18 protein-coding genes are annotated in these 22,012 nt (G+C 49.6%); 1 reads left to right on the top strand and 17 read right to left on the bottom strand.

Going from position 1 to position 22,012, the window contains the following annotated elements:
- Positions 1 to 34: 34 nt before the first annotated feature.
- From AXX12_RS09230 to AXX12_RS09150, 17 genes are all read right to left on the bottom strand, one after another.
- Entirely contained in the window at positions 35 to 985 is a 951-nt protein-coding gene (locus AXX12_RS09230; protein WP_066241335.1) for a TIM barrel protein, read from the bottom strand.
- 508 nt (positions 986 to 1,493) lie between these two features.
- A complete protein-coding gene (locus tag AXX12_RS09225) occupies positions 1,494 to 2,867 on the bottom strand; it encodes an MmgE/PrpD family protein (protein WP_066241332.1) in 1,374 nt (457 codons plus the stop codon).
- A 172-nt stretch (positions 2,868 to 3,039) separates the two neighbouring features.
- The gene (locus AXX12_RS09220; protein WP_066241329.1) at positions 3,040 to 3,435 is read right to left on the bottom strand and encodes a cobalamin B12-binding domain-containing protein; all 396 of its coding nucleotides are present in this window, start codon (positions 3,433 to 3,435) and stop codon (positions 3,040 to 3,042) included.
- 9 nt (positions 3,436 to 3,444) lie between these two features.
- A complete protein-coding gene (locus AXX12_RS09215; RefSeq protein ID WP_066241326.1) occupies positions 3,445 to 5,103 on the bottom strand; it encodes an acyl-CoA mutase large subunit family protein in 1,659 nt (552 codons plus the stop codon).
- A gap of 17 nt (positions 5,104 to 5,120) precedes the next feature.
- Entirely contained in the window at positions 5,121 to 6,629 is a 1,509-nt protein-coding gene (locus AXX12_RS09210) for a succinate CoA transferase (RefSeq protein WP_066241321.1), read from the bottom strand.
- 318 nt (positions 6,630 to 6,947) lie between these two features.
- A complete protein-coding gene (locus tag AXX12_RS09205) occupies positions 6,948 to 8,552 on the bottom strand; it encodes a sigma-54 interaction domain-containing protein (RefSeq protein ID WP_066241319.1) in 1,605 nt (534 codons plus the stop codon).
- A 14-nt stretch (positions 8,553 to 8,566) separates the two neighbouring features.
- Entirely contained in the window at positions 8,567 to 9,835 is a 1,269-nt protein-coding gene (serS, locus tag AXX12_RS09200) for a serine--tRNA ligase (RefSeq protein WP_066241316.1), read from the bottom strand.
- Between the two features lie 549 nt (positions 9,836 to 10,384).
- A complete protein-coding gene (locus tag AXX12_RS09195; RefSeq protein WP_066241314.1) occupies positions 10,385 to 11,347 on the bottom strand; it encodes an agmatinase in 963 nt (320 codons plus the stop codon).
- A 40-nt stretch (positions 11,348 to 11,387) separates the two neighbouring features.
- Positions 11,388 to 12,005, bottom strand: coding sequence for a HutD/Ves family protein (locus tag AXX12_RS09190; protein ID WP_066241312.1), 618 nt, complete (start codon positions 12,003 to 12,005; stop codon positions 11,388 to 11,390).
- 45 nt (positions 12,006 to 12,050) lie between these two features.
- Entirely contained in the window at positions 12,051 to 13,385 is a 1,335-nt protein-coding gene (locus AXX12_RS09185) for an amidohydrolase family protein (RefSeq protein ID WP_066241309.1), read from the bottom strand.
- Positions 13,382 to 14,647, bottom strand: coding sequence for a hydantoinase/carbamoylase family amidase (locus tag AXX12_RS09180; protein ID WP_066241306.1), 1,266 nt, complete (start codon positions 14,645 to 14,647; stop codon positions 13,382 to 13,384). Before AXX12_RS09180 ends, AXX12_RS09185 begins: the two co-directional genes overlap by 4 nt.
- Positions 14,648 to 14,693: 46 nt before the next feature.
- Positions 14,694 to 15,452 (bottom strand): amino acid ABC transporter ATP-binding protein, encoded by a 759-nt coding sequence (locus AXX12_RS09175; RefSeq protein WP_066241303.1) that lies wholly within the window; start codon positions 15,450 to 15,452, stop codon positions 14,694 to 14,696.
- The gene (locus tag AXX12_RS09170; RefSeq protein WP_066241300.1) at positions 15,449 to 16,123 is read right to left on the bottom strand and encodes an amino acid ABC transporter permease; all 675 of its coding nucleotides are present in this window, start codon (positions 16,121 to 16,123) and stop codon (positions 15,449 to 15,451) included. The genes AXX12_RS09175 and AXX12_RS09170 overlap by 4 nt, the downstream gene beginning before the upstream one ends.
- A 62-nt stretch (positions 16,124 to 16,185) precedes the next feature.
- Positions 16,186 to 16,965, bottom strand: a complete 780-nt coding sequence (locus tag AXX12_RS09165) for a transporter substrate-binding domain-containing protein (protein ID WP_066241298.1) — start codon at positions 16,963 to 16,965, stop codon at positions 16,186 to 16,188.
- A 334-nt stretch (positions 16,966 to 17,299) separates the two neighbouring features.
- Positions 17,300 to 18,178, bottom strand: coding sequence for a MurR/RpiR family transcriptional regulator (locus AXX12_RS09160; protein ID WP_066241296.1), 879 nt, complete (start codon positions 18,176 to 18,178; stop codon positions 17,300 to 17,302).
- 376 nt (positions 18,179 to 18,554) lie between these two features.
- A complete protein-coding gene (locus AXX12_RS09155; RefSeq protein ID WP_066241293.1) occupies positions 18,555 to 19,412 on the bottom strand; it encodes a thiamine pyrophosphate-dependent enzyme in 858 nt (285 codons plus the stop codon).
- Entirely contained in the window at positions 19,409 to 21,154 is a 1,746-nt protein-coding gene (locus tag AXX12_RS09150; protein ID WP_156478618.1) for a 2-oxoacid:acceptor oxidoreductase subunit alpha, read from the bottom strand. Before AXX12_RS09150 ends, AXX12_RS09155 begins: the two co-directional genes overlap by 4 nt.
- A 157-nt stretch (positions 21,155 to 21,311) precedes the next feature.
- Here AXX12_RS09150 and AXX12_RS09145 point away from each other — a divergent pair, with 157 nt between their 5' ends.
- Entirely contained in the window at positions 21,312 to 21,989 is a 678-nt protein-coding gene (locus AXX12_RS09145) for a uracil-DNA glycosylase (protein ID WP_066241290.1), read from the top strand.
- Positions 21,990 to 22,012 lie beyond the last annotated feature (23 nt).

Raw genomic sequence — 22,012 nt, 5'->3', positions numbered from 1 at the left:
CAGTCTATGGCGTCCCTGCGGGGACGCCTTTCTCCTATCTTAGCGCCTTCCGCTGTAAATTTGTATTCACAACCAGTTCTTCCCGTGACGCCACAATAAATTCGTGCACCAGATACTCTGGCTCCACAAGCTCGAGTATCTGCTTGGCGGCGGAATCGCTAAACGGCCTATGCTGATCAATCTGCATAATATGAGCCATTGACGCCGCAAGGTCAACAGGCGGCGCGGTCTGGCAGCGGCTTTGCTTAACATACGCGCCTGAAAGCGACTGGTGCAGGTGAATTCCCTGGATCGAGTTGCTCAGTGTGCCCAGCTTACCTAGTACACTAAGGATATACTCTACGCCCTGCCGCTCGTCTTGCAATTCGGGATTGGTATTCATCAAGTGACCGGTGTCTAGCATGATACCAACCTTCGGATGGCGAATCCGGCTAAGCAGGCGATCAACAAGCCGTGGTTCGAGCAGTGTCAGACCAGGCCACCATAAGTTTTCAAACAGTATCGTCATGTCAGGCGGTATATCGCCAACGATAGAGTTGACCATTTCGATGGTCGCATCCACCACAGCCAGACTGTCGGCGCGAAAGCGCCAGGTATAGATTTCATCCAGTTCATTATGACTGACATGAAACACGATATATTTGGCTGCTGCCGCTTTAGCTTGGCTGATATCCCTGCGGTAGCAAGCTAGCATATGCTCAGGCTCTGTGCCACCGAAATAGGCCAGAATGTTCTCTTTGCTGCCAAATTGGCGCTCTAATGCCTGCTGATTACCGTGCCAGAAGTCCAGCCAGGTGGGCCAGAAGTTGAGATGCACACCATGAATAGAGGAAGCGGGGAAAACCGCCGCATCCCAGGGATCGCAAAATAATGCCTCGATGCCATCTACATCCAGCTGGGCTAACAGGCTTTTCAAGCCAGCGGAACTATTATCAATCATATCCCGATTGGTATAATAATTAGCGAAGTTAATGAGTTCTACCATTGATTGACTTATCCTTTCTCACAACCAATTGTGACAGGCGTGAGCCAATCACTTCCATGCTTCATTATAAGCAAAACCGTTGGCACAGTCTATAAAAAAAGCCGTGGATGCTGTCTTTTGGAAAGGATGGAGTACTATAGCATAAACGCCACAAACGGCACTAGCGCCACCATGGCGACTAACATTCTTTATAGAAAGAAGACTGCCCTTAGCCTGGCATTAGCCTTAGCGGAGTTTAAGGTGTACCGTCGGTCGAGCGCTTAGGCCATCCATGGCCCGCTCGACACTAGACACGTCCTGTGTCGTCGGAGCGGGCTAATGCAGGCTAAGGGCTCGCCGCTAAATAGCTAAAGCCTTAGGGCACAAGCCCCTTACCGCTTCAGAAATTTGTAAATTCTGTACCCTATAAGAAAAACCCTCGTTGTTATGGCCTCACAATTTAAGCGTTCCCTTCGCGTAGGCGCACAGCGCCTTTTGCGTTTTCACGGCCAATCTTCTCGCCCTTATTCTATTTATCTTTTCGCACTAAGAAATCAAACATATTGCTCAAATCAGTAACAGTTTCAACGCATCCTACCAAAGCAAGCAGCTTGTCAACGTCACCATCACTGTATACGCTTACAGCTAACGAACGGAATTTCTCTTCAGACTCGGCATAACTGACTGGGTTCTGGGGATCGCCTTTCGGATACTCAATAAACTGCAGATACTTTTTCCCGTCAACAGTCTCGACGCTAACTAAAACCGACCACTTATCCGGATTACGCTTATATTCTGCGTCAAGCTCAGGGTCAATATCAACCTGAACAAGTTGCATCATGCGCCGGGTCTCGGCATCCTGAATCTTTTCCTGACAGAACTCCTCAATCCCCACCTTGCCATAGCGAAGAGCAGCAACTACACAATACTGAATGCTAAATTTGCTGCCATAGGCGTTCTGCGGGTACGGATTATTGACCAAGTTATCAGCAACCGAATTGGTCTTGATGTTGATGGCTTTGACTTGGGTCGGCTCAATGCCGTGCTTGCTGCGCAATACCTGCGCCGCGTTGTTTGCAGCGTGGCAATGCTTGCAGCAAGCATACGGCTTAAACGAGTTTTCATCAATTTTATACGTACCGCCGCCTAGCCCATCGGTCAGTTTGTTTAGCTTAGCCGCCGGAGTCATGGCCAGGCAGAACCCCTTCTCGCCTTCTAAAATGCGGCTAGCGCTGGTAAAGCCTTCTTTCGCCAGGACTGCGGCTAAAATACCATTAAAGGCCGCTTTGCCGGCGTGGAGCGTTTTACTCATAGCGCCTTCCTGCAGAAACTCCCAGAGTCCGGCTGCCTGGGTACCGGCTGTCCCTAAACAATGCGCTGCCTGTTCCGCATTCAGCTCAAGCAATTTTGCAGCCGCGGCTGCGGCGCCGAAGGTACCGGCTGTGCCAGTGGTATGCCAGAAGAAGTAGGCTTCAGGATTGACAGCCTCGCCTACTCTGGCGCCGACCTCATATCCAGCGACAACAGCCGTGATGAGCTGTTGGCCGCTAGCGCCGATTTGCTCGGCAACTGCCAAGGCGGCAGGAACGACTACCGTACCCAGGTGAATAATCGAGGCGTTGTGCAAGTCGTCAAAATCCAGCGAATGATTGAAGGCGCCATTAGCTAGAGCAGCATTCAGCGCTGTCGTCCGGAACGGCTTTGCAGATAACACAGTTGCTTGTGACTTGCCGCCTTGCGAACCAACAACCTTCTCTATAATCTGGCCCGGTGCTTCGATGGAGCCTCGGATCGTACAACCAATAGCGTCGAGGATACATTGTTTGGCCATCTGCCGGGTGGATGCAGACAGCATCTCATAGTTAAGATTAGCAATAAAGCTGGCTAATGCTTTGGTTTCCATAATACACTTCCTTCATCCTGAAGTTTTTGCAGGGAATTGTCAAGGCTTGAAGCTGAGAGACGTTTTCCACAGAGTAAACGGAGGATACACAGAGGACACAGAGAATTACGATCACATTCGGCGCCTCTGCGGAATCGTGCTCCGTACTTTTCAAGGATCGTAGAACTATTAATTACTCACCTACAGCAGTTTGGATAAATTCAATAACCCGCCGTGTGTTAGTACCAGGGGTGAATATTTCCCTAATTCCAGTTGCCTTCAATGCACAAATATCCGATTCTGGTATCACCCCGCCGCCGATAACGATAACATCTTTCATGCCTTTTTCACTGATCAATTCCATGACCCGTGGGAAAAGATAAGTGTGAGCGCCTGACAGCACACTGAGAGCGATAACATTGACATCTTCTTGCAGGGCGGTCTCAACGATTTGTTCCGGTGTTTGCCGCAGGCCAGTATAAATCACTTCCATACCAGCGTCCCGTAGTGCCCGGCTAATTACTTTTGCACCACGATCATGGCCATCAAGGCCTGGTTTAGCAACTAAAACGCGTATTCGTTTCATCATATTCCCTCTCTATACTTCCAGATTTGCTTTGTACTCACCAAAGACCTCACGCAGCACGCCGCAGATTTCGCCTAGCGTCGCATAGGTCTTAACCGCGTCAATCAAATATGGCATCAGATTTTCTGTCCCATTCGCGGCTTGCCGTAAAGCAGCAAGTGTTTTGGCGACTCGGTCATTGTCGCGTTTTGCTTTGAGTTCGCTCAGTCGCTGGCGCTGTTTTTCACCAGCGACTGGATCAACTTTCAGGTAGTCGCCGCTTTGTACTTCATCATCATTAACAAATTTATTAACCCCGACGACAATCCGTTCGTTATTTTCAATTTCTCGCTGGTAGGCATAGGCGCATACGGACATTTCCGCCTGCATATAGCCTTTTTCAATCGCAATCGCCGCGCCGCCGAGGGAGTCAATCTTAGCAATGTATTCCTTAGCCTGCTGTTCGATCCTATCGGTTAACTGTTCGACATAATACGAACCGGCTAGTGGGTCGACGGTCTTCGCCGCGCCGCTTTCATAGGCCAGCAGTTGTTGGGTGCGCAGTGCCAAGCGGGCTGAATCTTCGGTCGGCAGACTGATCGCCTCGTCTTTGGCGCAAGTGGCTAACGATTGCGTGCCGCCCAAGATCGCTGCTAGTGCCTGCCAGGTTATCCGGGCAATGTTGTTGTCTGGCTGTTGTGCTGTCAGTACGCTGCCTGCCGTATGGACGTGGAATCTGAGCATTTGCGATTTTGGCTTAGTCGCGCCGTAACGTTCTTTCATGATGCCGGCCCATAACCGGCGGGCGGCACGGAACTTCGCCACTTCCTCAAACAGGTCTAGATCGGCGGTGAAAATCCAGGAGATGTTCGGCGCAAAGTCATCAATATTGAGGCCGACTTTAAGGGCGGCGTCAATATAGGCGATCGCGTTGGCAAAGGCGAAGGCAACTTCTTGAACAGCTGTTGCGCCAGCCTCACGGATGTGATAGGCACCGACGCTGATCACATTCCATTTGGGAATGTTTTGTGAGCAATAGGCAAAAGTATCGGTAATCAAGCGCATCGAAGGCTGAGGCGGGAAGATGTAGGTGCCGCGGGCGATATACTCCTTGAGGATGTCATTTTGGATGGTGCCGCTGAGAGCTTCCGGCTTAGCGCCTTGCTTTTCACCGACAGCGACATACATGGCTAACAGGACAGCGGCAGGACCATTAATCGTCATCGAGGTGCTAACCTTCTCGATGGAAATTCCATCAAACAAGGCTTCCATATCTGCTAACGAATCGATAGCTACACCGACTTTGCCGACTTCACCCTGGGCTAGCGGATGGTCAGAGTCATAGCCGATTTGCGTTGGCAAATCAAACGCTACCGACAGGCCTGTTTGTCCTTGAGCCAGCAAATATTTGTAACGCTGATTGGATTCCTCGGCCGAAGCCATTCCGGAGTATTGGCGCATGGTCCATAGCTTGGTGCGGTACATGCCTTGCTGGATGCCGCGCGTAAAAGGGAATTCGCCAGGGAGACCAACCTCAGCGAGATAGTCACTTTTGGCGTTGTCAAGCGGGGTATACAGGCTTTTTACGGCAAACTTCTGGCGTTCCGGAAACTTAGCCAGGCTTTTGTCCAGCTTATCTTGCCATGTTTTTTGGGATTGCTCGATCTCGGTAAGTTTTTTCTCATTAAACATATTGCTATATCCCCCTGTCATATTTTCATTGTTCCTTGATGAATAAAGTTCGAATGAAAACTCAGCGCTCTGTCCATATCGTGCGGGGTATGACCCCCGTATTTTCTCTCTGCTGACGCAAAATAATCTAACAGTAACGGGCGGTAGTCCGGATGGGCGCAGTTATTGATGATCAGCCTGGCTCGTTCTCGAGGACATAAGCCGCGTACATCAGCGACTCCCCACTCGGTGATAAACACCATTGCATCATGCTCAGTATGATCAGCATGGCTTACCATCGGCACGATACGGGAAATAGCTCCCCCTTTGGCGATAGACTCAGTGGTAAAAATCGTCATATAGCCATTGCGCATGTAGTCTCCCGATCCGCCGATGCCGTTCATCATGTGCGTTCCAATGACATGGGTGGAATTCGCATGTCCGTAAATGTCAAACTCCATAGGAGTATTGAGGGCGATAACGCCCAACCGCCGAATCACTTCCGGGTGGTTGCTGATATCAAGCGGCCGTAACACAATAGATTGGCGATAGAGTTTCGGATCACTGCGGAATTTTTTCATCACCGATGGCGACGGCGTGAACGCGCAGCCGGAGGCGCAGGTCACTTTACCGGCTTCAATCAGATTAAATACGGAGTCTTGCAGTATTTCCGAATACATCTCTAGATTTTCCCACTTCGATTTGGCAAGTCCGGCTAAAACGGCATTCGCAATACTACCAACGCCTGACTGGATCGGCAGCATCTCGGCGGGAATGCGTCCCGCTTTTTGCTCATACTCTAAAAACTCAATTAAGTTACCGGCGATCTTCTCACTCAATTCGTCCGGCTGGACTAAGTCGCGCACTTTATCCGGAATATCGGACTCGACGATACAGGTAATCCGGTCAACGCCGCATTTAACATACGGTCCGCCAATCCGGTCACACGCATTGTAAATCGGAATCTCACGCCGATGCTGCGGTTTAGGCAAGACATAGATATCGTGCATGCCTTCGAGCTCTAACGGCTGAGCGATGTTGACTTCGACAATGATCTTTTCCGCGTGTTTGACGAACATCGGGGTGTTGCCCACTCCCGGTCCGAGAATGAGATCACCCTCTGGCGTAATCGCAACCGCTTCCACAATAGCCATGTCCAACTTGCCTAGAAAGCCGTAATCGATCTGCTGCGCCAAATGACTAAGGTGAACGTCTGTGTAGCAGATCTCACCTTGATTAATGCCATTACGCATGTGTCTATTAGACGCGGCGTAATACGGTGCACGTCGAGATACCGCTCCTACTGATGCCAATTCTTCCTCAATTTCTGGTCCCACCGACGCTCCTGACCAAATCGCAATCCGGCATTTCTTACCCGCTTTGACAGCACGGGCAAGCGCCATGGTTACAGCCTTGGGGTAGCCGGAAGGGGTAAACCCACTGACCCCGACTGTCATACCGTCTTGAATCAGTTCTGCCGCCTTATCCGCTGTTACGATCTTGTCGAACAGGCGCGGATGCCGTAATCTCTCACTAGTAAGCACCATAAATCCTCCCTTCTGTCAGTTGATACTATTAATTGCATAAACTGTGCCAAACTTCATTTCCAGGGCGTTGATAAAGCCCCACCTACGTTGTTGACCTCACGAACCCATTGCTAGCGTACCCTCTAGTACGCATCGCTGCTGGGTTCGCAAGGCCGCCTAGTATCTGGGACCTTCTGAACACCATGAAAATGAGGCTTCTCAATAGTCTAAGAAGCTGATTTTTTCGTTGCCGCAAAAACAAAAAGCCCGGCTGATCGTTCAATAATGAACGCTCAGCCGGGCTTTTTCCGTCAACTCCAGGTTAATACCGCTATTATGCTATGTGTTCGTTTTCGCAACGCCGTTCGATTCCGCAACGGCATTGCTGTCTAGTTTATACTTTTTCAGTATTCTCCACAGAGTGGTGCGATTGATTCCCAGTCGTCTTGCCGCTTCTGCTTTATTATCATTGCATAGCGCCAAAGCTCTCACCACAAGCTCTCTTTCCGTTCGATTCATCTGTTCAGCATACAGAGAAAGCTCTTGCTCTGTCGCAGAGCTATATGATCTGATGCGCGCTGGCAAGCACTCCGGCGTGATGGACCGGGAATTGACGTCAACAATATTAAACGCATATTCCAGGCAATTCTGAAGTTCCCGGACATTACCCGGCCATGAGTATAACGACAATGCCTGCATTGCCGCTGGAGTGATTTCTTGTACACTTTTTCCAATCATGTTGGAAAACTTTTTGAGAAAAAAGTCGGTTAACGCAATCAGATCATCACGTCGTTCACGCAGTGGCGGGATGATAATTTCGAATACATTGAGCCGGAAAAATAAATCTGCTCTAAACCTACCTGCTTTAATCAATTCATGCAACAACTTATTAGTTGAAGCGATAATCCGGACATCCACCTTTAACGGCTTAGAATGACCAACCCTAGTGACCTCGCGCTCTTGAAGCACACGTAGCAGCTTCACCTGCAAATCAAACGGCATTTCGCTCACTTCATCAAGAAATAGCGTACCACCGTTCGCTTGTTCAAAAGCACCCGCTTGACCGGACTTTCTGGCGCCGGTAAAAGCCCCCTCCGCGTAACCGAATAAGGTGCTTTCAACCAGATCGGCGGGTAAGGCACCACAGTTTATCGCCACAAACGGCTGATTGTAACGGCTGCTCAGATTGTGAATCGCCTGCGCGAACAGTTCCTTGCCAGTGCCGGTTTCGCCGGTAAGCAGAACCGTAGACGGCGACTTGGCAACTTCACTGGCCATTTTCTTTGCTTTGCTGATCAGCGGACTTTCGCCAACGATGTCTTCGATATGGTAGTGGGCATAACGGTACTGACGGGCATTATCGAGTAAGCGTTGGCGTTGATTCGCCGCATAGGTATTATTAAATGCCAATCCATAGTCCGGTGTCAGCGGAATTCTCACCGCTGTTGCTCCCGGTCGCAACGTGGACGGCCCGAGACTCGGTCTAAGCTCCTGCATGACACGCTGCGATAGATGAGTAAACACACCTTCCGCTCCTGGGTTTTGTTTTCCATCTGGTTCGACTGCCCGAAACCGAATGCCATGATGATCAAAAAGTACTGCCGTTCCGCCTGCTACTTGGGCAATGAATGGCAACGAATCTTCAACAATTTGCTGGTATTTCAGTTTATCTTCCACACGTTGACGGTTATCCAACACCAATACCCATGCACCCAAAACAATCGTGACTAGCGAGATGCCGCTATCTGTTATCGTTTTGACCGTCTCCTGGCTAGCAACTGTATCAGCTACACACCGTGAGATTAAATGAGCTGGCACAGCTTGGCTCGCCGCCGTGGCTGGAAAAGCGTCAATAATTTGCCCTTGCCTGTCGCAAAGATAGGCTGCCCCGCCGCAAAAATCTGCAAGCGAAGCTAAGGCAGCCTGTCCAACCGGATTTCTCATACGACCTCCCGCAATCAACGGATAACGTCCACTCCCATAAACGGTCTTAGCACTTCCGGCACTACCACTGAACCGTCAGGTTGCTGGTAGTTCTCAAGGATCGCCGAAAACGCCCGACCGATAGCAACGCCAGAGCCATTAAGAGTGTGGGCATACTCAGGCTTGGCCTTGGTGTCGCGTCGGAAGCGGATGTCAGCGCGGCGCGCTTGGAAGTCGACACAGTTTGAACAAGATGAAATTTCCCGGTAGGCATCAAAACTAGGCAGCCAAACCTCGATATCATAGGTCTTTGCAGAGGAGAATCCCATATCACCGGTACATAAGAGAATAGTCCGGTAGGGAAGTCCGAGGAGCTGGAGCACACGTTCAGCGTTGGCAGTCATCTTCTCCAACTCATCAAATGATGTTTCCGGCTGGCTGAATTTGACGAGCTCAACCTTATTGAACTGATGTTGACGGATCAAGCCACGAGTATCGCGTCCAGCAGACCCTGCCTCCGCCCGGAAGCAAGCGCTATAGGCACTGTAGTAAATCGGCAAACTAGCACCGTCGAGGATTTCCTGACGATGCAGATTGGTCACAGGCACTTCGGCGGTGGGAATGAGATAATAATCCAGACCTTCAAGCTTAAACATATCTTCCGCGAACTTCGGCAGTTGGCCAGTGCCGGTCATCGTCTCGCGGTTAGCAATATAGGGTGGCAGAATCTCCGTGTAACCATGTTCCCGGGTATGTACATCAAGAAAGAAGTTAATTAGCGCGCGCTCCAGCCGTGCGCCCAACCCTTTGTAGAACGTAAATCGGGCACCGGTCACCTTGGCTGCCCGCTCAAAATCGAGGATGCCGAGTTTCTCGCCAATTTCCCAGTGAGGCAGTGGCTGAAAATCAAAGTTTCTTGGCGTGCCCCAGCGGCGCATCTCTACATTGTCATGTTCATCTTTGCCGACTGGTACGCTCTCGTCCGGCAGATTAGGCAAAGTCATCAGAATTGAGGAAAGCTGCTCTTCCACTTCTTTTAACCTAGCGTCAAGGGCGCTGATTTTGTCGCCTACACCGCGCATCTCGGCGATTTTGGCGTCAGCGTTTTCTCCAGCCTTTTTCATGCGGCTGATTTCCTGTGTCACAGTATTGCGCAGGCTCTTCAAACCTTCCACTTCCATGAGCAGATCACGGCGTTCTTTCTCCAGAGACAGAAACGCATCCAAACTGATTGAGCCGCCGCGATTTTTCAGCGCTGTCTGTACCTTTTCGGTATTATCACGGACAAATTTTAAATCAAGCATGTTGAACCCTCCTAAATATTAAAATCCCGTCCCTATGTCTAGGGACGGGATTGACTCCCGTGGTGCCACCCAGTTTGATCGTAAAGAACGATCCGCTTTAGGCGCGTAACGTGCGCTGCCGTACGGGTCCGCCGTCCGCTCCCAGGGTGGATCAACCGCCTGCTGCCACCGACTCACACCAACCGCCGGTTCTCTGAGACAGACTAGTAACGGTATTGCCCCTTCATCGCGTTTCTCTGTCTAGTACCGCGTCAACTCTAAAACTGTAGGATAGTGGCGTGGCGTTTTTTTGCTAGGCAAGGCGGAGGAATGAGGCATACCGTCAGTATGCCGATTGACGACAACACAGCATAGCGAAAAAATGACCGTCAATATTCACAGGATTAGGGTTGATTCGGTACTATTGTAATCGAATTTATTGTAACGTATTCCGTGCAAAATGTAAAGATTGGTAATGGCGTTGTATAAACCACGGATTGGTCTTTTGGAGAGGACTGAATACGTTAACCGCAGAGTACGCGGGGGGCACCCGCAAAGGGACCGGTCTATTTATGAAAGCTCCCGTTCCTTAGTGATAAATCCGAGAAAATCGGAAATTAGTCGTGCGGCGAGATAACAGGTCGTGCCACTGAGATCGTCATATTGAGGCGCTACTTCAACCAAATCAAAGCCAACAATTGTTCCCAGCCTAGCCACTCCCTCTAACAGCTCTACCATCTCATCATAATACAGCCCGCCGTGCATGGGCGAACCGGTACCGGCGGCAATAGAGCAATCCATAACATCGATATCAATGCTAACAAAATAGCGTTCACCCCGGGGAAGCCGCGCCAGCGTCTCTGCAATGCCGATTTTGCGGATTTGCTTAGGCGACAGAATGAGATCGCCATACGCGAGAGCGTCTGCAAAGTCTGACTTTTGACTGCTGCCAATGCCGTGAATGCCTAAATGAGCCATCTTGTCCACATGAGCCATCGCCGCCATGCACCGGCAGGGGCTTCCGTTACTATAACGCTGTCCACCACGAGTATAGCTCCAATCCAGGTGCGAATCGAAATGAATGACATGGAAGGGTCCCGCTATGTCAAGCCCTCTGGCAACCGGAATGGTAATAGAGTGGTCGCCGCCTAACACGACCGGCATAGCGCCCCGGCTGACAATCGTTCGGACGGCGGCTTCAATATTGGCAAAGCTTGCCTCTAAGTCACCAGGCACCAGATCGGCGTCACCGCAGTCAACGACACGCCACTGCTTAGTGCTTAGATAGAAATCGTCCCGTTCAGGATCGTAGGACCCCTCCGGGCTGTAACTGAACCGCGTAGACTGCAGGCGGATTCCCCTGGGGCCTAAACGCGCCCCCGATCTTCCTTGTATGGAAATATCACAGGGAGCGCCGATAACCGCAATGTCAGCGATAAGATCATCCAGGTTAGTGCAAATAGCAGTTTTCGCAAACGATGCAATTCCCGTAGAAGCCAAATTTACAGGCTCCCTTAGGCTGAAGTTAGACATGTTATATCCTCCTGATACGGTACTAGACGCCAATCGCTATTTAAAACAGCATATCCGCGCGAATGACGTGAACGGTTTTATCTTCAAAGTTGTTTATTTCTAAAGTGATCGCTTCATCTTGCTGTTCCCCGGTTAGAAGCAGCGCGTCGCCTTCATGCAATTCATAGCTGTTTTCTTGATTAACAACCAGCTGGACACTGCCATCCACACAGTAAAACGCGGATGAAAATTGGCTGCAATCCCTGCTGCTCAGTACGGCTGTCTCGATTCTCGTTTTTTCCACCAGAGCAATCGCGGATAATTCTCCCTTGCAATTATCCGCCAGCATCAAATTGAAATCGCTCACCTTGCCAATGCTTTTCGTTGTCCAATCGCCATAAAACCGGTCTTGCGCAAAAGGCTTTAAAGAGATGCTGTGATGGCCTTGGTGCTTAAGGGTAACCTCTCCGTCCGTCACCATCAGTACTCTATGGATGCCGGGAAGCGGAGTGAACGTAGATTCCGCCAATTCTACTTTTGCCGAACTCAGCCGCCAGGTAAAATTACGCTTTCCGTATTCAGCATGCTGTGGATGGATGGCAATTTGGCTAGTACTGCCCCCGGACCAATTAGTTGTATCACGCTCGGCGCTTTTGATCAGTTGTGTTGAATAGGCCAATGGCTTTGCCTCCCTTCATTGTCTAGCCAACGCACTTGGATGGCCTTATTTACAGGCGTTGAATTTTTCAGCTACAGTCTGCAATCGGTTCAGAATATCATCTTCCCTGATACTGACAAGCTTGCTGCTCTGCACTTGCTCTATCCCATTCACGACAACCCGGTCAATAGCATTCGGCTGCATCGAGTATACGATATTCGGCAGAAGCTGTTCGTTTACCGAAAACAGCGGTTGAACGGACAGATCGCTCGTATCGACTCCCACAAAATCAGCATAATAGCCGGGTTCGATCTTTCCAACCGGTATACCCAAAAGCTCTTCGCCATTCGCTGTGCCCATGGAGAATACCTGCTTTGCAGATATGGCAGTGGCGTTTAACAGGGAAACCTTCTGCAACAAGGCTGTCATGCGCATTTCCTCAAATATGCTGATCCGGTTATTGCTGCAGGCGCCGTCTGTGCCTAAGCCAACAACAACGCCCGCTTTCATCAAATCGATCACTTTTGTTACACCATCAGCTAAAAACATATTGCTAGAGGGGCAATAGGCCAACTTAGCGCTTTTTTTACCCATTAACTGAATCTCGCCAGCCTTGAGCCAAACGGCATGGATCGCCACCATGTTCTCATCCAGCACGCCAATTTTATGCAGCAGTTCAATCGGGGTCAGGCCATGCGATTGCATGGTTTCTTCGACTTCAAAGGGTTCTTCCGCGACATGGATATGCATTCTTGTACCAAGCTCTAAGGCTAGCTTATGCCCCGCTTTCACCATCTCTAACGAAGCGGCATGCAGGCTATGCGGAGCCGGAATAATTTTGACCATCGGATTTTGATCATATTTAACAGCTAGCTGCCTGGTATTGGCTACCGCTTGCTCGATTGTTTCCCGATAACCGCCAGGGGCTCCCGCCCAATCATACATGGTCCTAGCCAGGACAAGCCGAATGCCCGTATCTTTGGCGGCTTGAATAATCGCTTCGTCACTAGCAATGCCTTGATTATGCAGATAGAAAAAGTCGCAAACGGTTGTGACGCCGTAGCGCATCATCTCGCCGAAGGCGAATAACGCTCCGGTATAAATATCCTGCTCGCTCAGTAGCGGTGAGTAGCGATAAAGCGCCTGGTCACGCCACTCTAAAAAGGGGCGGTCGACTACCAGTCCGCGGAGCAGGCTCTGAAAAGAATGATTATGCGAGTTAACAGTCCCAGGCAGCATGGCAAGCCCAGTCCAATCAATTATTTCGGCATCGGGTTGTCTGCTCGTCAGTTCCTGGATCCCGCCAACTTCTGTGATCATCCCCGCTTCGACGAGTACGCCTGCATTGGCGACGAATTGATCGCTCTGCAGCAAATAGGAGGGTTTATAAATACGCTTCATTCTGCATCAAGCTCCTTGTCCAGCCGTAAAATGGTGTTCAACAAGACATTGCCCGCTTTTTCGATGTCTTGCAGCCGGCTGTTTTCTTCCGGGCAATGACTCTTACCGTTAATGCTTCGTACAAATAGCATTCCGCTTCTTGTTATGCTGGCCAGATGAGTGGCATCATGCCCCGCCATGCTGGCTAGTGTGACGCAGGGCTCCGCCATCAGCTCGATTTCTCTTACCATGGCAGCCATAATCGTATCATCCAAGGCGACAGAGTCTTGATTTAACAGCACGCTCCGCTGGATGCTTACACCCCGGGCTGTTTCAATCTCTTCAACACACTTGGCTAAATCGGCAAGAATCGCGGATAACACAGCCTGATCAGGAGTACGAATCTCCATCGTCAACGAGGCCTCGCCAGGTATAATATTAACCGAGTTAGGAAATAGCTCCATCTGCCCGATGGTACCGACCACGTCGTCTCGATTGACTGCTTTAAGTACTTTTTCAAAAGCGAGACAAAACTCGGACGTCGTCAATAAGGCATCGTGCCGGTCATTCATCAGCGTAGTCCCCGCGTGATTGGCTTCACCGCAAACATGAACAGTTTCCCGGTAGATACCGGTTATATGGGATACTACAGCCAGGGGGATCTCCCGGCTATCCAATCGTTTGCCCTGCTCAATATGGCATTCAATAAAGGCGCTCAATTGGCCAGGCTGCAGTCTGGCTGCCGTCAGATTGGTTATCGAGCCGCCTGCTTTTGCCAGCGCATCCGCTAAGCTGATGTGATGAACAGTATCTTCTATCTGCAGCAGCTTGTCAGGGTCTAACTTTCCCGTTGCGAGTCGGCTGCCAAGTGTCGATAGATTAAATGGATTCGGTTCTTCGGCGGTAAACGAGACCATCGCCGCTGGATGCCGCAGGGGATAGTTCGTTTCCTTTACTACCTGAAGCACTTCTATGGCTAAAATAACGCCTAAGGCGCCGTCATACATGCCGCCGTTCAGCACCGTGTCGTGATGGGAGCCTACGGCGATTGGCGGCAAAGGGGAGTGTTCATTGACTCCGGCCCATATGTTAGCAGCCGGGTCAATCGATACGGCTGCGCCAATTTCGTTTTTCAACACTGCGATAACATGCGCTCTGGCTGCCAAATCGGCGGCGCTGCCGAAACTGCGGTCAATACCGCCTTCGGCATTTTTGCCTATGGCAGCCAGAGCCTGCAGCCGCGCCTGAATTCTGTTTTTGTTGACTGAGAGTGAATCGGTCATCGTGATTGCCTCTTTTCTTGCCTGATGTAGCGTCAGCGCAGTCAGGCTAATTCTCCAGAACCTTGCTGAGAAATTCTTTGGTGCGGGGGTGGGTAGGATTGACGAATATTTTATCCGGTTTGTCTCGCTCAATAATGATTCCATTATCCAGCACGAGAACTTGATCAGCTGCATCTTTCGCAAACCGCATCTCGTGAGTGACAATGACCATCGTCATGCCTTCCTTGGCCAACTGCTTCATCACTTGCAGCACTTCGCCAACCATTTCAGGATCTAGGGCAGAGGTCGGTTCGTCAAACAGCATCACCTTCGGCTGCATCGCCAGAGCTCGGGCGATTGCGACCCGCTGCTTTTGCCCGCCGGACAAATTGTATGGCAGCACATGGGCTTTCTCCTCAAGGCCCACTTTCTTCAGCAGCTGCATGGCTAAGGCTTCCGCCTCGGCAGCGCTCATCCCTTTTAGCGACTGCGGCGCCATCGTGATATTTTGCAGAACCGTCTTGTGGGGAAACAGATTGAAGGATTGAAATACCATCCCGACGTCCTGCCTGGCTTGATTCAACTCTGACGCTGGGATTTCCACCGACTGACCCTTGATTAATTTTCGCCCCATCGGTTTCCCATCAATGGTGATCTCGCCATCACTATAGGTCTCCAGATAGTTAATACACCGCAGCAGCGTACTTTTCCCAGAGCCGGACGGGCCGATAATGACAAATACCTTGCCTTGTTCAATCGTAAGGTCAATGTTCTTTAACACATGATGCTGACCAAAGAACTTATTTAAGCAGGTAATATGGATCATTGCAATTCTCCTCCTGTACGAAACCGGGTTTCTAACGCCATTCCCACATAACCGATCAAATTGTTGAAGAGATAATAAAGAACAGCGATTGCGACTAAAAACTCCATGGTCCGGTAGGTATCGGCAATCAGGATATTTGCTTGCCGGAATAACTCGACAACGGTTATCGTTGACAGCAGGGAAGAATTTTTGGTTAGAGAGATGAATTCATTCGTCAAAGGTGCAAGCATACGCAAGAAGGCCTGTGGAATAATGATCTTTCGCATAGTTTGCGGATAAGAAAACCCTAAGGAGCGTCCCGCCTCCATCTGTCCGCGGTCAATCGATTGAATCGCTCCCCGGATAATTTGCGAGGAATAAGAACCACTATACATCCCCAGCGCAATAATGCCGGAAATCCAGGCAACCGTATCCACATGCAGTACAAGCGGAAGACCATAGTAAAGCATGAATAACTGAACCAGCAAGGGAGTCGCCCTAAACCACGATAGATAGGCTAGAGAAAAGGCTCGGTATATCGTTACGCTGGATAGTTGTCCGAAAGCAATAACCGTACCAATCAATAGGCTCAACGCAAAGCTTGATACAGAAAAGAAGATCGTAGATAGTAACCCATATAACAGAAAGTGAACATTCTGTCCAAGGAATATGACCGAAAAATCAAATGCCATAACAAATTCCTCCGTATGATCGGTAGGGGCAGAAGCATCTGCCCCCTTTTACTGTAGAAGAATTACTCGAACCACTTTTTAACGATTTGATCATAAGTACCATTATCTTTGACTTTTTTCAACGCCGCGTTTACCGCCTTCGCTAATTCTGCATCATCTTTGCGCAGGCCATAGCCATAGAATTCCTCGGTTAGTGTTTCTGGCAGCACCTTGACTGTTCCCTTTGCTTTAGCGTACGTCTTGGCAGCAGGCAAGCCGGTAACCACCGCGTCAACTTTGCCGGTTTCCAATTCCATGAACATATCATTATTGGTTTCTACCTTGACCAGGATAATATCTTTATACTTTTCTTCCAGATATTTAGCCGATTTCGTTCCGATTTGAACCGAAACTTTCTTACCCTTCAGATCATTAATTCCTTTGACCGCCGTATTGGAATTTTTAATCATAATAGACAGTCCGCCGGGAAAATAGGTGTCAGAGAAATTAATCGTCTGCTTGCGTTCATCAGTAATATACATGGCTGAAACAACCAAATCATATTTTTTTGCCAGCAAGCCGGGAATCAGGCCCTTAAATTCGGTATCTACATATTCAACCTTGTTTGCGCCCAATTCTTTAGCCACTGCTTCGATTAAATCAATATCAAAGCCTTCGTACTTTCCATTGTTCTTATACTCAAATGGCTTAAAGGTAGCGTCTGTGCCGACCGTAAGCACTTGATCCTTCTTAATCTTTGCCAGCACACTGTCACTTTTTGCCGTCGGCGCATTGCCGCCGGAACACCCTGCCAATAGAAACGTGAAGACCGCCACAGCCAATAAACTGATTAGCTTTTTCATTTGTACATCTTCCTCTCAAATTTAAATCATTGCTCAGTTTACTTATATATTGGACGAAACCTAGTACCTTGCGTCACTTAAAGTTTGAGATTAGATTGTGGAGATTTTTTTGTCTTGCGAGGCGGAGAAGCCGCGCAGATCGAGAATCTGTAAGGCGACGACAACGAAGCAGGACGAAAAAAGACCGCAATATAAGCCAAATTTTTAGGTGATGCAAGGTACTAGGGCTTCGCTATTTTAAACAAAAAGACGTTTAGACATAACCACATCGCTAGTGATTACATGTCAAACGCCTTTGTTTGCCAACAAAACATATATGCATTATTCGGTCGAATTAATTAGTGTCTGCTGTGCTTTTATAATAAATATTATTTAATGAATCCATGCTTTCAAATCGACTTAATCGCTGGTCCAGCCCATCTATTTCTTTTGCCACATCTCGCAGCAAAAGATTTAAAAACATCATTGGTGTACTATAAATATCGAAAATCGACGATATGGTAATGGGAACATGAATAATCGGATCCGCTAAATTAGCAATCGGAGAAATCATGCTGTCGGTAATAGCCGCAATCGAGAATCCCTCTGTCCGCAGCTCTTGCAGTTTATTGACTAACACGTTAGGATAGCGGGGAAAAGAGATGGCAAACACCAAGGTGGTTTTAGGATAACGCAGATTTAAGGTTTCCCACGAAGGATGTTCCGGCGTCACTTGAAAAACGCCATTTCTGATTTTATTTAACACGTAAAAGGTATAAGGCAGCAGGGTTGCCGACATTCTCGCAGATAACAGCACAATCTCTTCAGCCGATACGATTTTTTTGACAAGCTCGCTATAAGATGGCTGACACAATATGGCTTCGAGTTCATCAATATTCTTATGTTCCATCGTGAGGATGCTGCGAATTTTATGACTGCTTTGATTCTGAGAAATATATTGCAGCCGCTGCGGAACAGTAATTTCTTTACTAACGAACTTTTGCAAACTGCGTTGGAAATCATTGAAGCCGCGATAACCTAACGCGATGCAGAATCGTGAAACACTGCCTTGACTACTATCGATTTCGTTGGCTAACTCTCCAGCTGTCATAAAGATAATCCGTATGTAGTTTTTTTCAATATAATGCGCCAGCTTTTCATAGGTAGGTGAATCACTAGAGATGTCAATCATCCTTTGCAGCAGAGCATTTAGCTCCTTGCCATTGGTCTCCATAAAAGCAGTGCTCCTTTGACAAACAAATAATCGTTTCATTCATCACATTTCTATTAATGATGATATCATTAATTTTACGGTATAAAACAAAGACGTTCGGAGACCTGTTATAGTCTCTAAACGTCTTTGTTTCGTTTACTATACCATGCTCATTCTGGTTTGTCAACGGGATTTTGCAGTGAACATCACAAGAGCCGGTGGGTAGATGGAGCCTACGGAGGGACAGAGTACGCTAACCGCAGAGTACGCAGAGTATGAGGAGGGCACCCGCAGAGGAATACGGGATTTGTGTTAAAAATCACTGTTTCGATCCCTCTGTGTCCACTCTGCGACCTCTGTGTACTCTGTGGTTCGTCGCAGCTTATCCCCTGCTCTACTAGGCCAGTTCTTCCATTAGTCCGCTGATATCCGCACCCTCGAGCGGGCGGGAAGCCAGCGGTCCGTCTTTTAGCTGCGCCAGTGAGTCGGCAAACGTAGGACGCTCTTCACGCAGAAATACACCGACAGGGATCTCGTCTCCCCATAGCCCTGCCAGAGCCCGTGCCTGATCACGATTTTCCGGATCGTGGGTCTCGGCGATGCGGCGGACTCGCTGTTGATACCAGGCATAGGTATTGATGGCATTGAACGACACGCAGGGCTGCAGGATGTCAAGAACCGCAAAGCCGCGATGACTAATCGCCTGAGCCATCATATCAGCCAAATGGTTCATGTCACCCGTATAGGAGCGGGCGACAAAGCTAGCGCCAAGGCTGATCGCCATGTCAACAATGTTAACCGGACGCTCGACATTGCCGAGCGGCGGCGGCGTAAACTTAGTCAGCATGCCCGGTTCGCTTGTCGGCGAGGTCTGTCCCTTGGTCAGTCCATAGACCTGGTTGTTGTGAATGAAGTAGCTAATATCAAGGTTTCTTCTGGCGGTATGGACAAAGTGGCCCATGCCCAGACCCATGCCGTCGCCATCGCCGCCCTCGGCGATAACGGTCAGGCTATGATTGGCCAACTTGACGCCGGTCGCAACTGGCAAGCTGCGACCATGCAAGGTCTCGATGCGATAGCAGTTAACATATTGACCAATTTTACTGGAGCAGCCGATACCGTTGACGAGAACAGTTTGCTCAAGGTCGAGCTGCAGCGTGGCAAACGCCTTTTTCAACGAATTGAAAATACCGAAATTGCCGCAACCGGGGCACCAGGTAGGAACATACTGGAGATTGACATCACTCGCGCTCATGCCAGCACCTCCTTGATTTTCTCTAAAATAAGCGATGGCGTAAACGCCCGCGAATCGTATTTCAAATAGTTATCGTCGATATAGATACCGGTGTGCATGCGGATCAGCGCCCCTAGCTGCGCCGTTTTATTGCCCTCAAGCAACAGAGTATGTTTTGCCTTGCCGAGCACAGCCTCAACCGCTGCCGCCGGGAACGGCGACATATATAGCACCTGCAGTAGATTGACGCTCAAACCGGCAGCCTTGGCCAGTTCCATGGCCTCAAGCGCAGCGCCTTTGGTCGAGCCCCAAGCAACAAGCGTGAGGTCAGCTGTCTCCGGCCCATGAAGTTTGACAGCCGGAAGCTCTGCAAGAATATGTGGTTCCTTCGCAAACAGCTTATCCAGTGCTTTCACCGTAATTTCCGGTTCGGTTGCCGCATATTCGCGGTTGCCGGAACTATAAAAGCCGTCCTCGCCATGGGTATAGCTTGTCGCTATATGACGGCCACCGGCCATTCCCGGCACAGCGCGGACCGAGACGCCATCATCGGTGAACTCGTAGCGTTTATACGGCCGATTGGCTGCCAGCCAAGTCTCATCTGCCAACTTGCCGCGTTCAATGGTTAAACCATTTGTGTTAAAGAATGGATGAGTCACTGAAGAGTCGGCGAGATATTTATCAGTGAGAATAATCACTGGAATCTGGTACTTCTCAGCTAAGTTAAAGGCCCGGAAGGTCTCAACAAAGCACTCCTCGACATCGCCAACTGCGAGTACAATCCGGGGAAATTCGCCTTGCGAGGAATTAATCACAAACGCCAAGTCGGCCTGGGCTGTACGGGTCGGTTGTCCAGTGCTGGGACCACCGCGTTGCGCGTTAACCATGACAACAGGTACTTCGGCCAAACCGGCAAAGCCTAGCGCCTCTACCATTAGCGCGAAGCCGCCGCCGCTGGTGGAGCCAATCGCCCGCACACCGGCATAGCCAGCGCCGATCAACATATTCATCGCGGCAATTTCATCCTCTGCTTGTTTAAACACCAAGCCAAACTGAGGCCCATGATCAGCCAAATAGGTCAGCACACTGGATCCGGGGGTCATTGGATAGCCTGCTGCAAATTTGCAGCCTGCCTGAATTGCCCCCATCGAAATCGCATCATTGCCATTGATCAACATCTTTTGCGCTGGATTTGCGCCAACAGGTAATGGGAACGAGGCAACAACAGCTTGTTCAGCAGCAAGTTCAAACGCCGCACGCAACAATTCCCTGTTTTTCGCAAATACTTCCGGCTTAAACTCGCCTGCTAGGACAGTTTCGACCAATTCCAGCGGGAAACCGCTGATCGCACAAAACGCCCCCAGCATCGCGCTGTTGGACATGATTTTAGCGACATCGCCGCTGCCCTTTTGGATAAGAGGCAACAGATAAACCCGCACGTCTGACGGCAAACGGCTGCTTTCCACTTTAATCGCCGTGTCAACCAAAAGTGCAGCGCCAGGCTTTAAGCGGGAGTAATTTTGTTCAAGCCCCTCTTGCGATAAACCGGCAAAAAAGTCAAGCGACTCCTCATGCGCCTGCAGCGGTGAAGCGGCCAGGCGAACCAGGCAAGTATTCAGGCCACCTTTAATCAGAGACGGGTACTCGTTAACAACAAACGCCCACAATCCGTTACGACCAGCAGCCTTAGCCAGCGTTGAGCCTGCGCTCATTACCCCATAACCGGCCTCGCCAGCAAACAGGCAAGTAAAGTCCTTGTTCAAAAGACACCCCTCCTTGTTATTACAGAATAGAACCGATTGTACTTAATAACTCCTTTCTGCCTCACGAGGTAAAATCCTGTATCCTGATGCGCTAAAATTGCCGATAACATAGGAATTTTATCGTCTACAGTCGAATTACTGGAGCGAGGTGACTATTATGGCACAAAACCATTCCGCCCTAGAGCAATCCTTGCTTGCCTGCAACGCCTGCCCGCTACGAAAAAGCGCTATCGGACCAACATCATATAATGGTTCGCCACAATCACCCTTTATGTTTATCGGTGAAGGTCCGGGCGGCGTCGAGGATCAGTACGGTGTACCGCTGGTCGGCCCCTCCGGTCAACTGCTGGATAAAGCCCTGGCTAGCGTGAAAGCTACACGTGATCGCATATATACATCAAATATCATCAAATGCCGCCCACAGGGCAACCGCACACCAACACTCGATGAAGCTTGCTTTTGCGCCAACTTATGGCTGGACAAAGAGGTCGAGTCAGTAATGCCGAAAGTCATTGTCGCTCTCGGCAGTGTAGCGTTAAAATATCTAAAAAGTCCAGATGCCCGGATCACTCGTGACCGCGGCGTCTGGTTTAATACAAAATACGGTATAGAAGCCATTGCCACTTACCATCCGGCCTATTTGTTACGCTTGACAGGCAGCGAGCTAGTAAAAGCCAAATGGGATGTTTATTATGATCTTAAAGCAGCGGTCGAAAAGGTGACCGACCTTGCGCCGGATTACAAACTACAATCAGAACAACCACCAAATTTGCTAGCGCTGTTTAACAAGAGGCGGGAAGAGCGAGCGACCAATAACGCAATACGTCAAGCCTGACCTCAATGTGCTGCCTAATGCAC

This window comes from Anaerosporomusa subterranea (assembly GCF_001611555.1).
Lineage (GTDB): Bacteria > Bacillota > Negativicutes > Sporomusales > Acetonemataceae > Anaerosporomusa > Anaerosporomusa subterranea.
The sequence above is the reverse complement of the archived record's forward strand: the minus strand, read 5'-3'. Positions and strand labels throughout refer to the sequence as shown.

Excerpts from the sequence above, each read along its gene's own strand:
- AXX12_RS09230 (WP_066241335.1), bottom strand. The coding sequence starts at position 985 with ATGGTAGAACTCATTAACTTCGCTAATTATTATACCAATCGGGATATG.
- AXX12_RS09225 (WP_066241332.1), bottom strand. The coding sequence starts at position 2,867 with ATGGAAACCAAAGCATTAGCCAGCTTTATTGCTAATCTTAACTATGAG.
- AXX12_RS09220 (WP_066241329.1), bottom strand. The coding sequence starts at position 3,435 with ATGATGAAACGAATACGCGTTTTAGTTGCTAAACCAGGCCTTGATGGC.
- AXX12_RS09215 (WP_066241326.1), bottom strand. The coding sequence starts at position 5,103 with ATGTTTAATGAGAAAAAACTTACCGAGATCGAGCAATCCCAAAAAACA.
- AXX12_RS09210 (WP_066241321.1), bottom strand. The coding sequence starts at position 6,629 with ATGGTGCTTACTAGTGAGAGATTACGGCATCCGCGCCTGTTCGACAAG.
- AXX12_RS09205 (WP_066241319.1), bottom strand. The coding sequence starts at position 8,552 with ATGAGAAATCCGGTTGGACAGGCTGCCTTAGCTTCGCTTGCAGATTTT.
- serS (WP_066241316.1), bottom strand. The coding sequence starts at position 9,835 with ATGCTTGATTTAAAATTTGTCCGTGATAATACCGAAAAGGTACAGACA.
- AXX12_RS09195 (WP_066241314.1), bottom strand. The coding sequence starts at position 11,347 with ATGTCTAACTTCAGCCTAAGGGAGCCTGTAAATTTGGCTTCTACGGGA.
- AXX12_RS09185 (WP_066241309.1), bottom strand. The coding sequence starts at position 13,385 with ATGAAGCGTATTTATAAACCCTCCTATTTGCTGCAGAGCGATCAATTC.
- AXX12_RS09180 (WP_066241306.1), bottom strand. The coding sequence starts at position 14,647 with ATGACCGATTCACTCTCAGTCAACAAAAACAGAATTCAGGCGCGGCTG.
- AXX12_RS09175 (WP_066241303.1), bottom strand. The coding sequence starts at position 15,452 with ATGATCCATATTACCTGCTTAAATAAGTTCTTTGGTCAGCATCATGTG.
- AXX12_RS09170 (WP_066241300.1), bottom strand. The coding sequence starts at position 16,123 with ATGGCATTTGATTTTTCGGTCATATTCCTTGGACAGAATGTTCACTTT.
- AXX12_RS09165 (WP_066241298.1), bottom strand. The coding sequence starts at position 16,965 with ATGAAAAAGCTAATCAGTTTATTGGCTGTGGCGGTCTTCACGTTTCTA.
- AXX12_RS09160 (WP_066241296.1), bottom strand. The coding sequence starts at position 18,178 with ATGGAGACCAATGGCAAGGAGCTAAATGCTCTGCTGCAAAGGATGATT.
- AXX12_RS09155 (WP_066241293.1), bottom strand. The coding sequence starts at position 19,412 with ATGAGCGCGAGTGATGTCAATCTCCAGTATGTTCCTACCTGGTGCCCC.
- AXX12_RS09145 (WP_066241290.1), top strand. The coding sequence starts at position 21,312 with ATGGCACAAAACCATTCCGCCCTAGAGCAATCCTTGCTTGCCTGCAAC.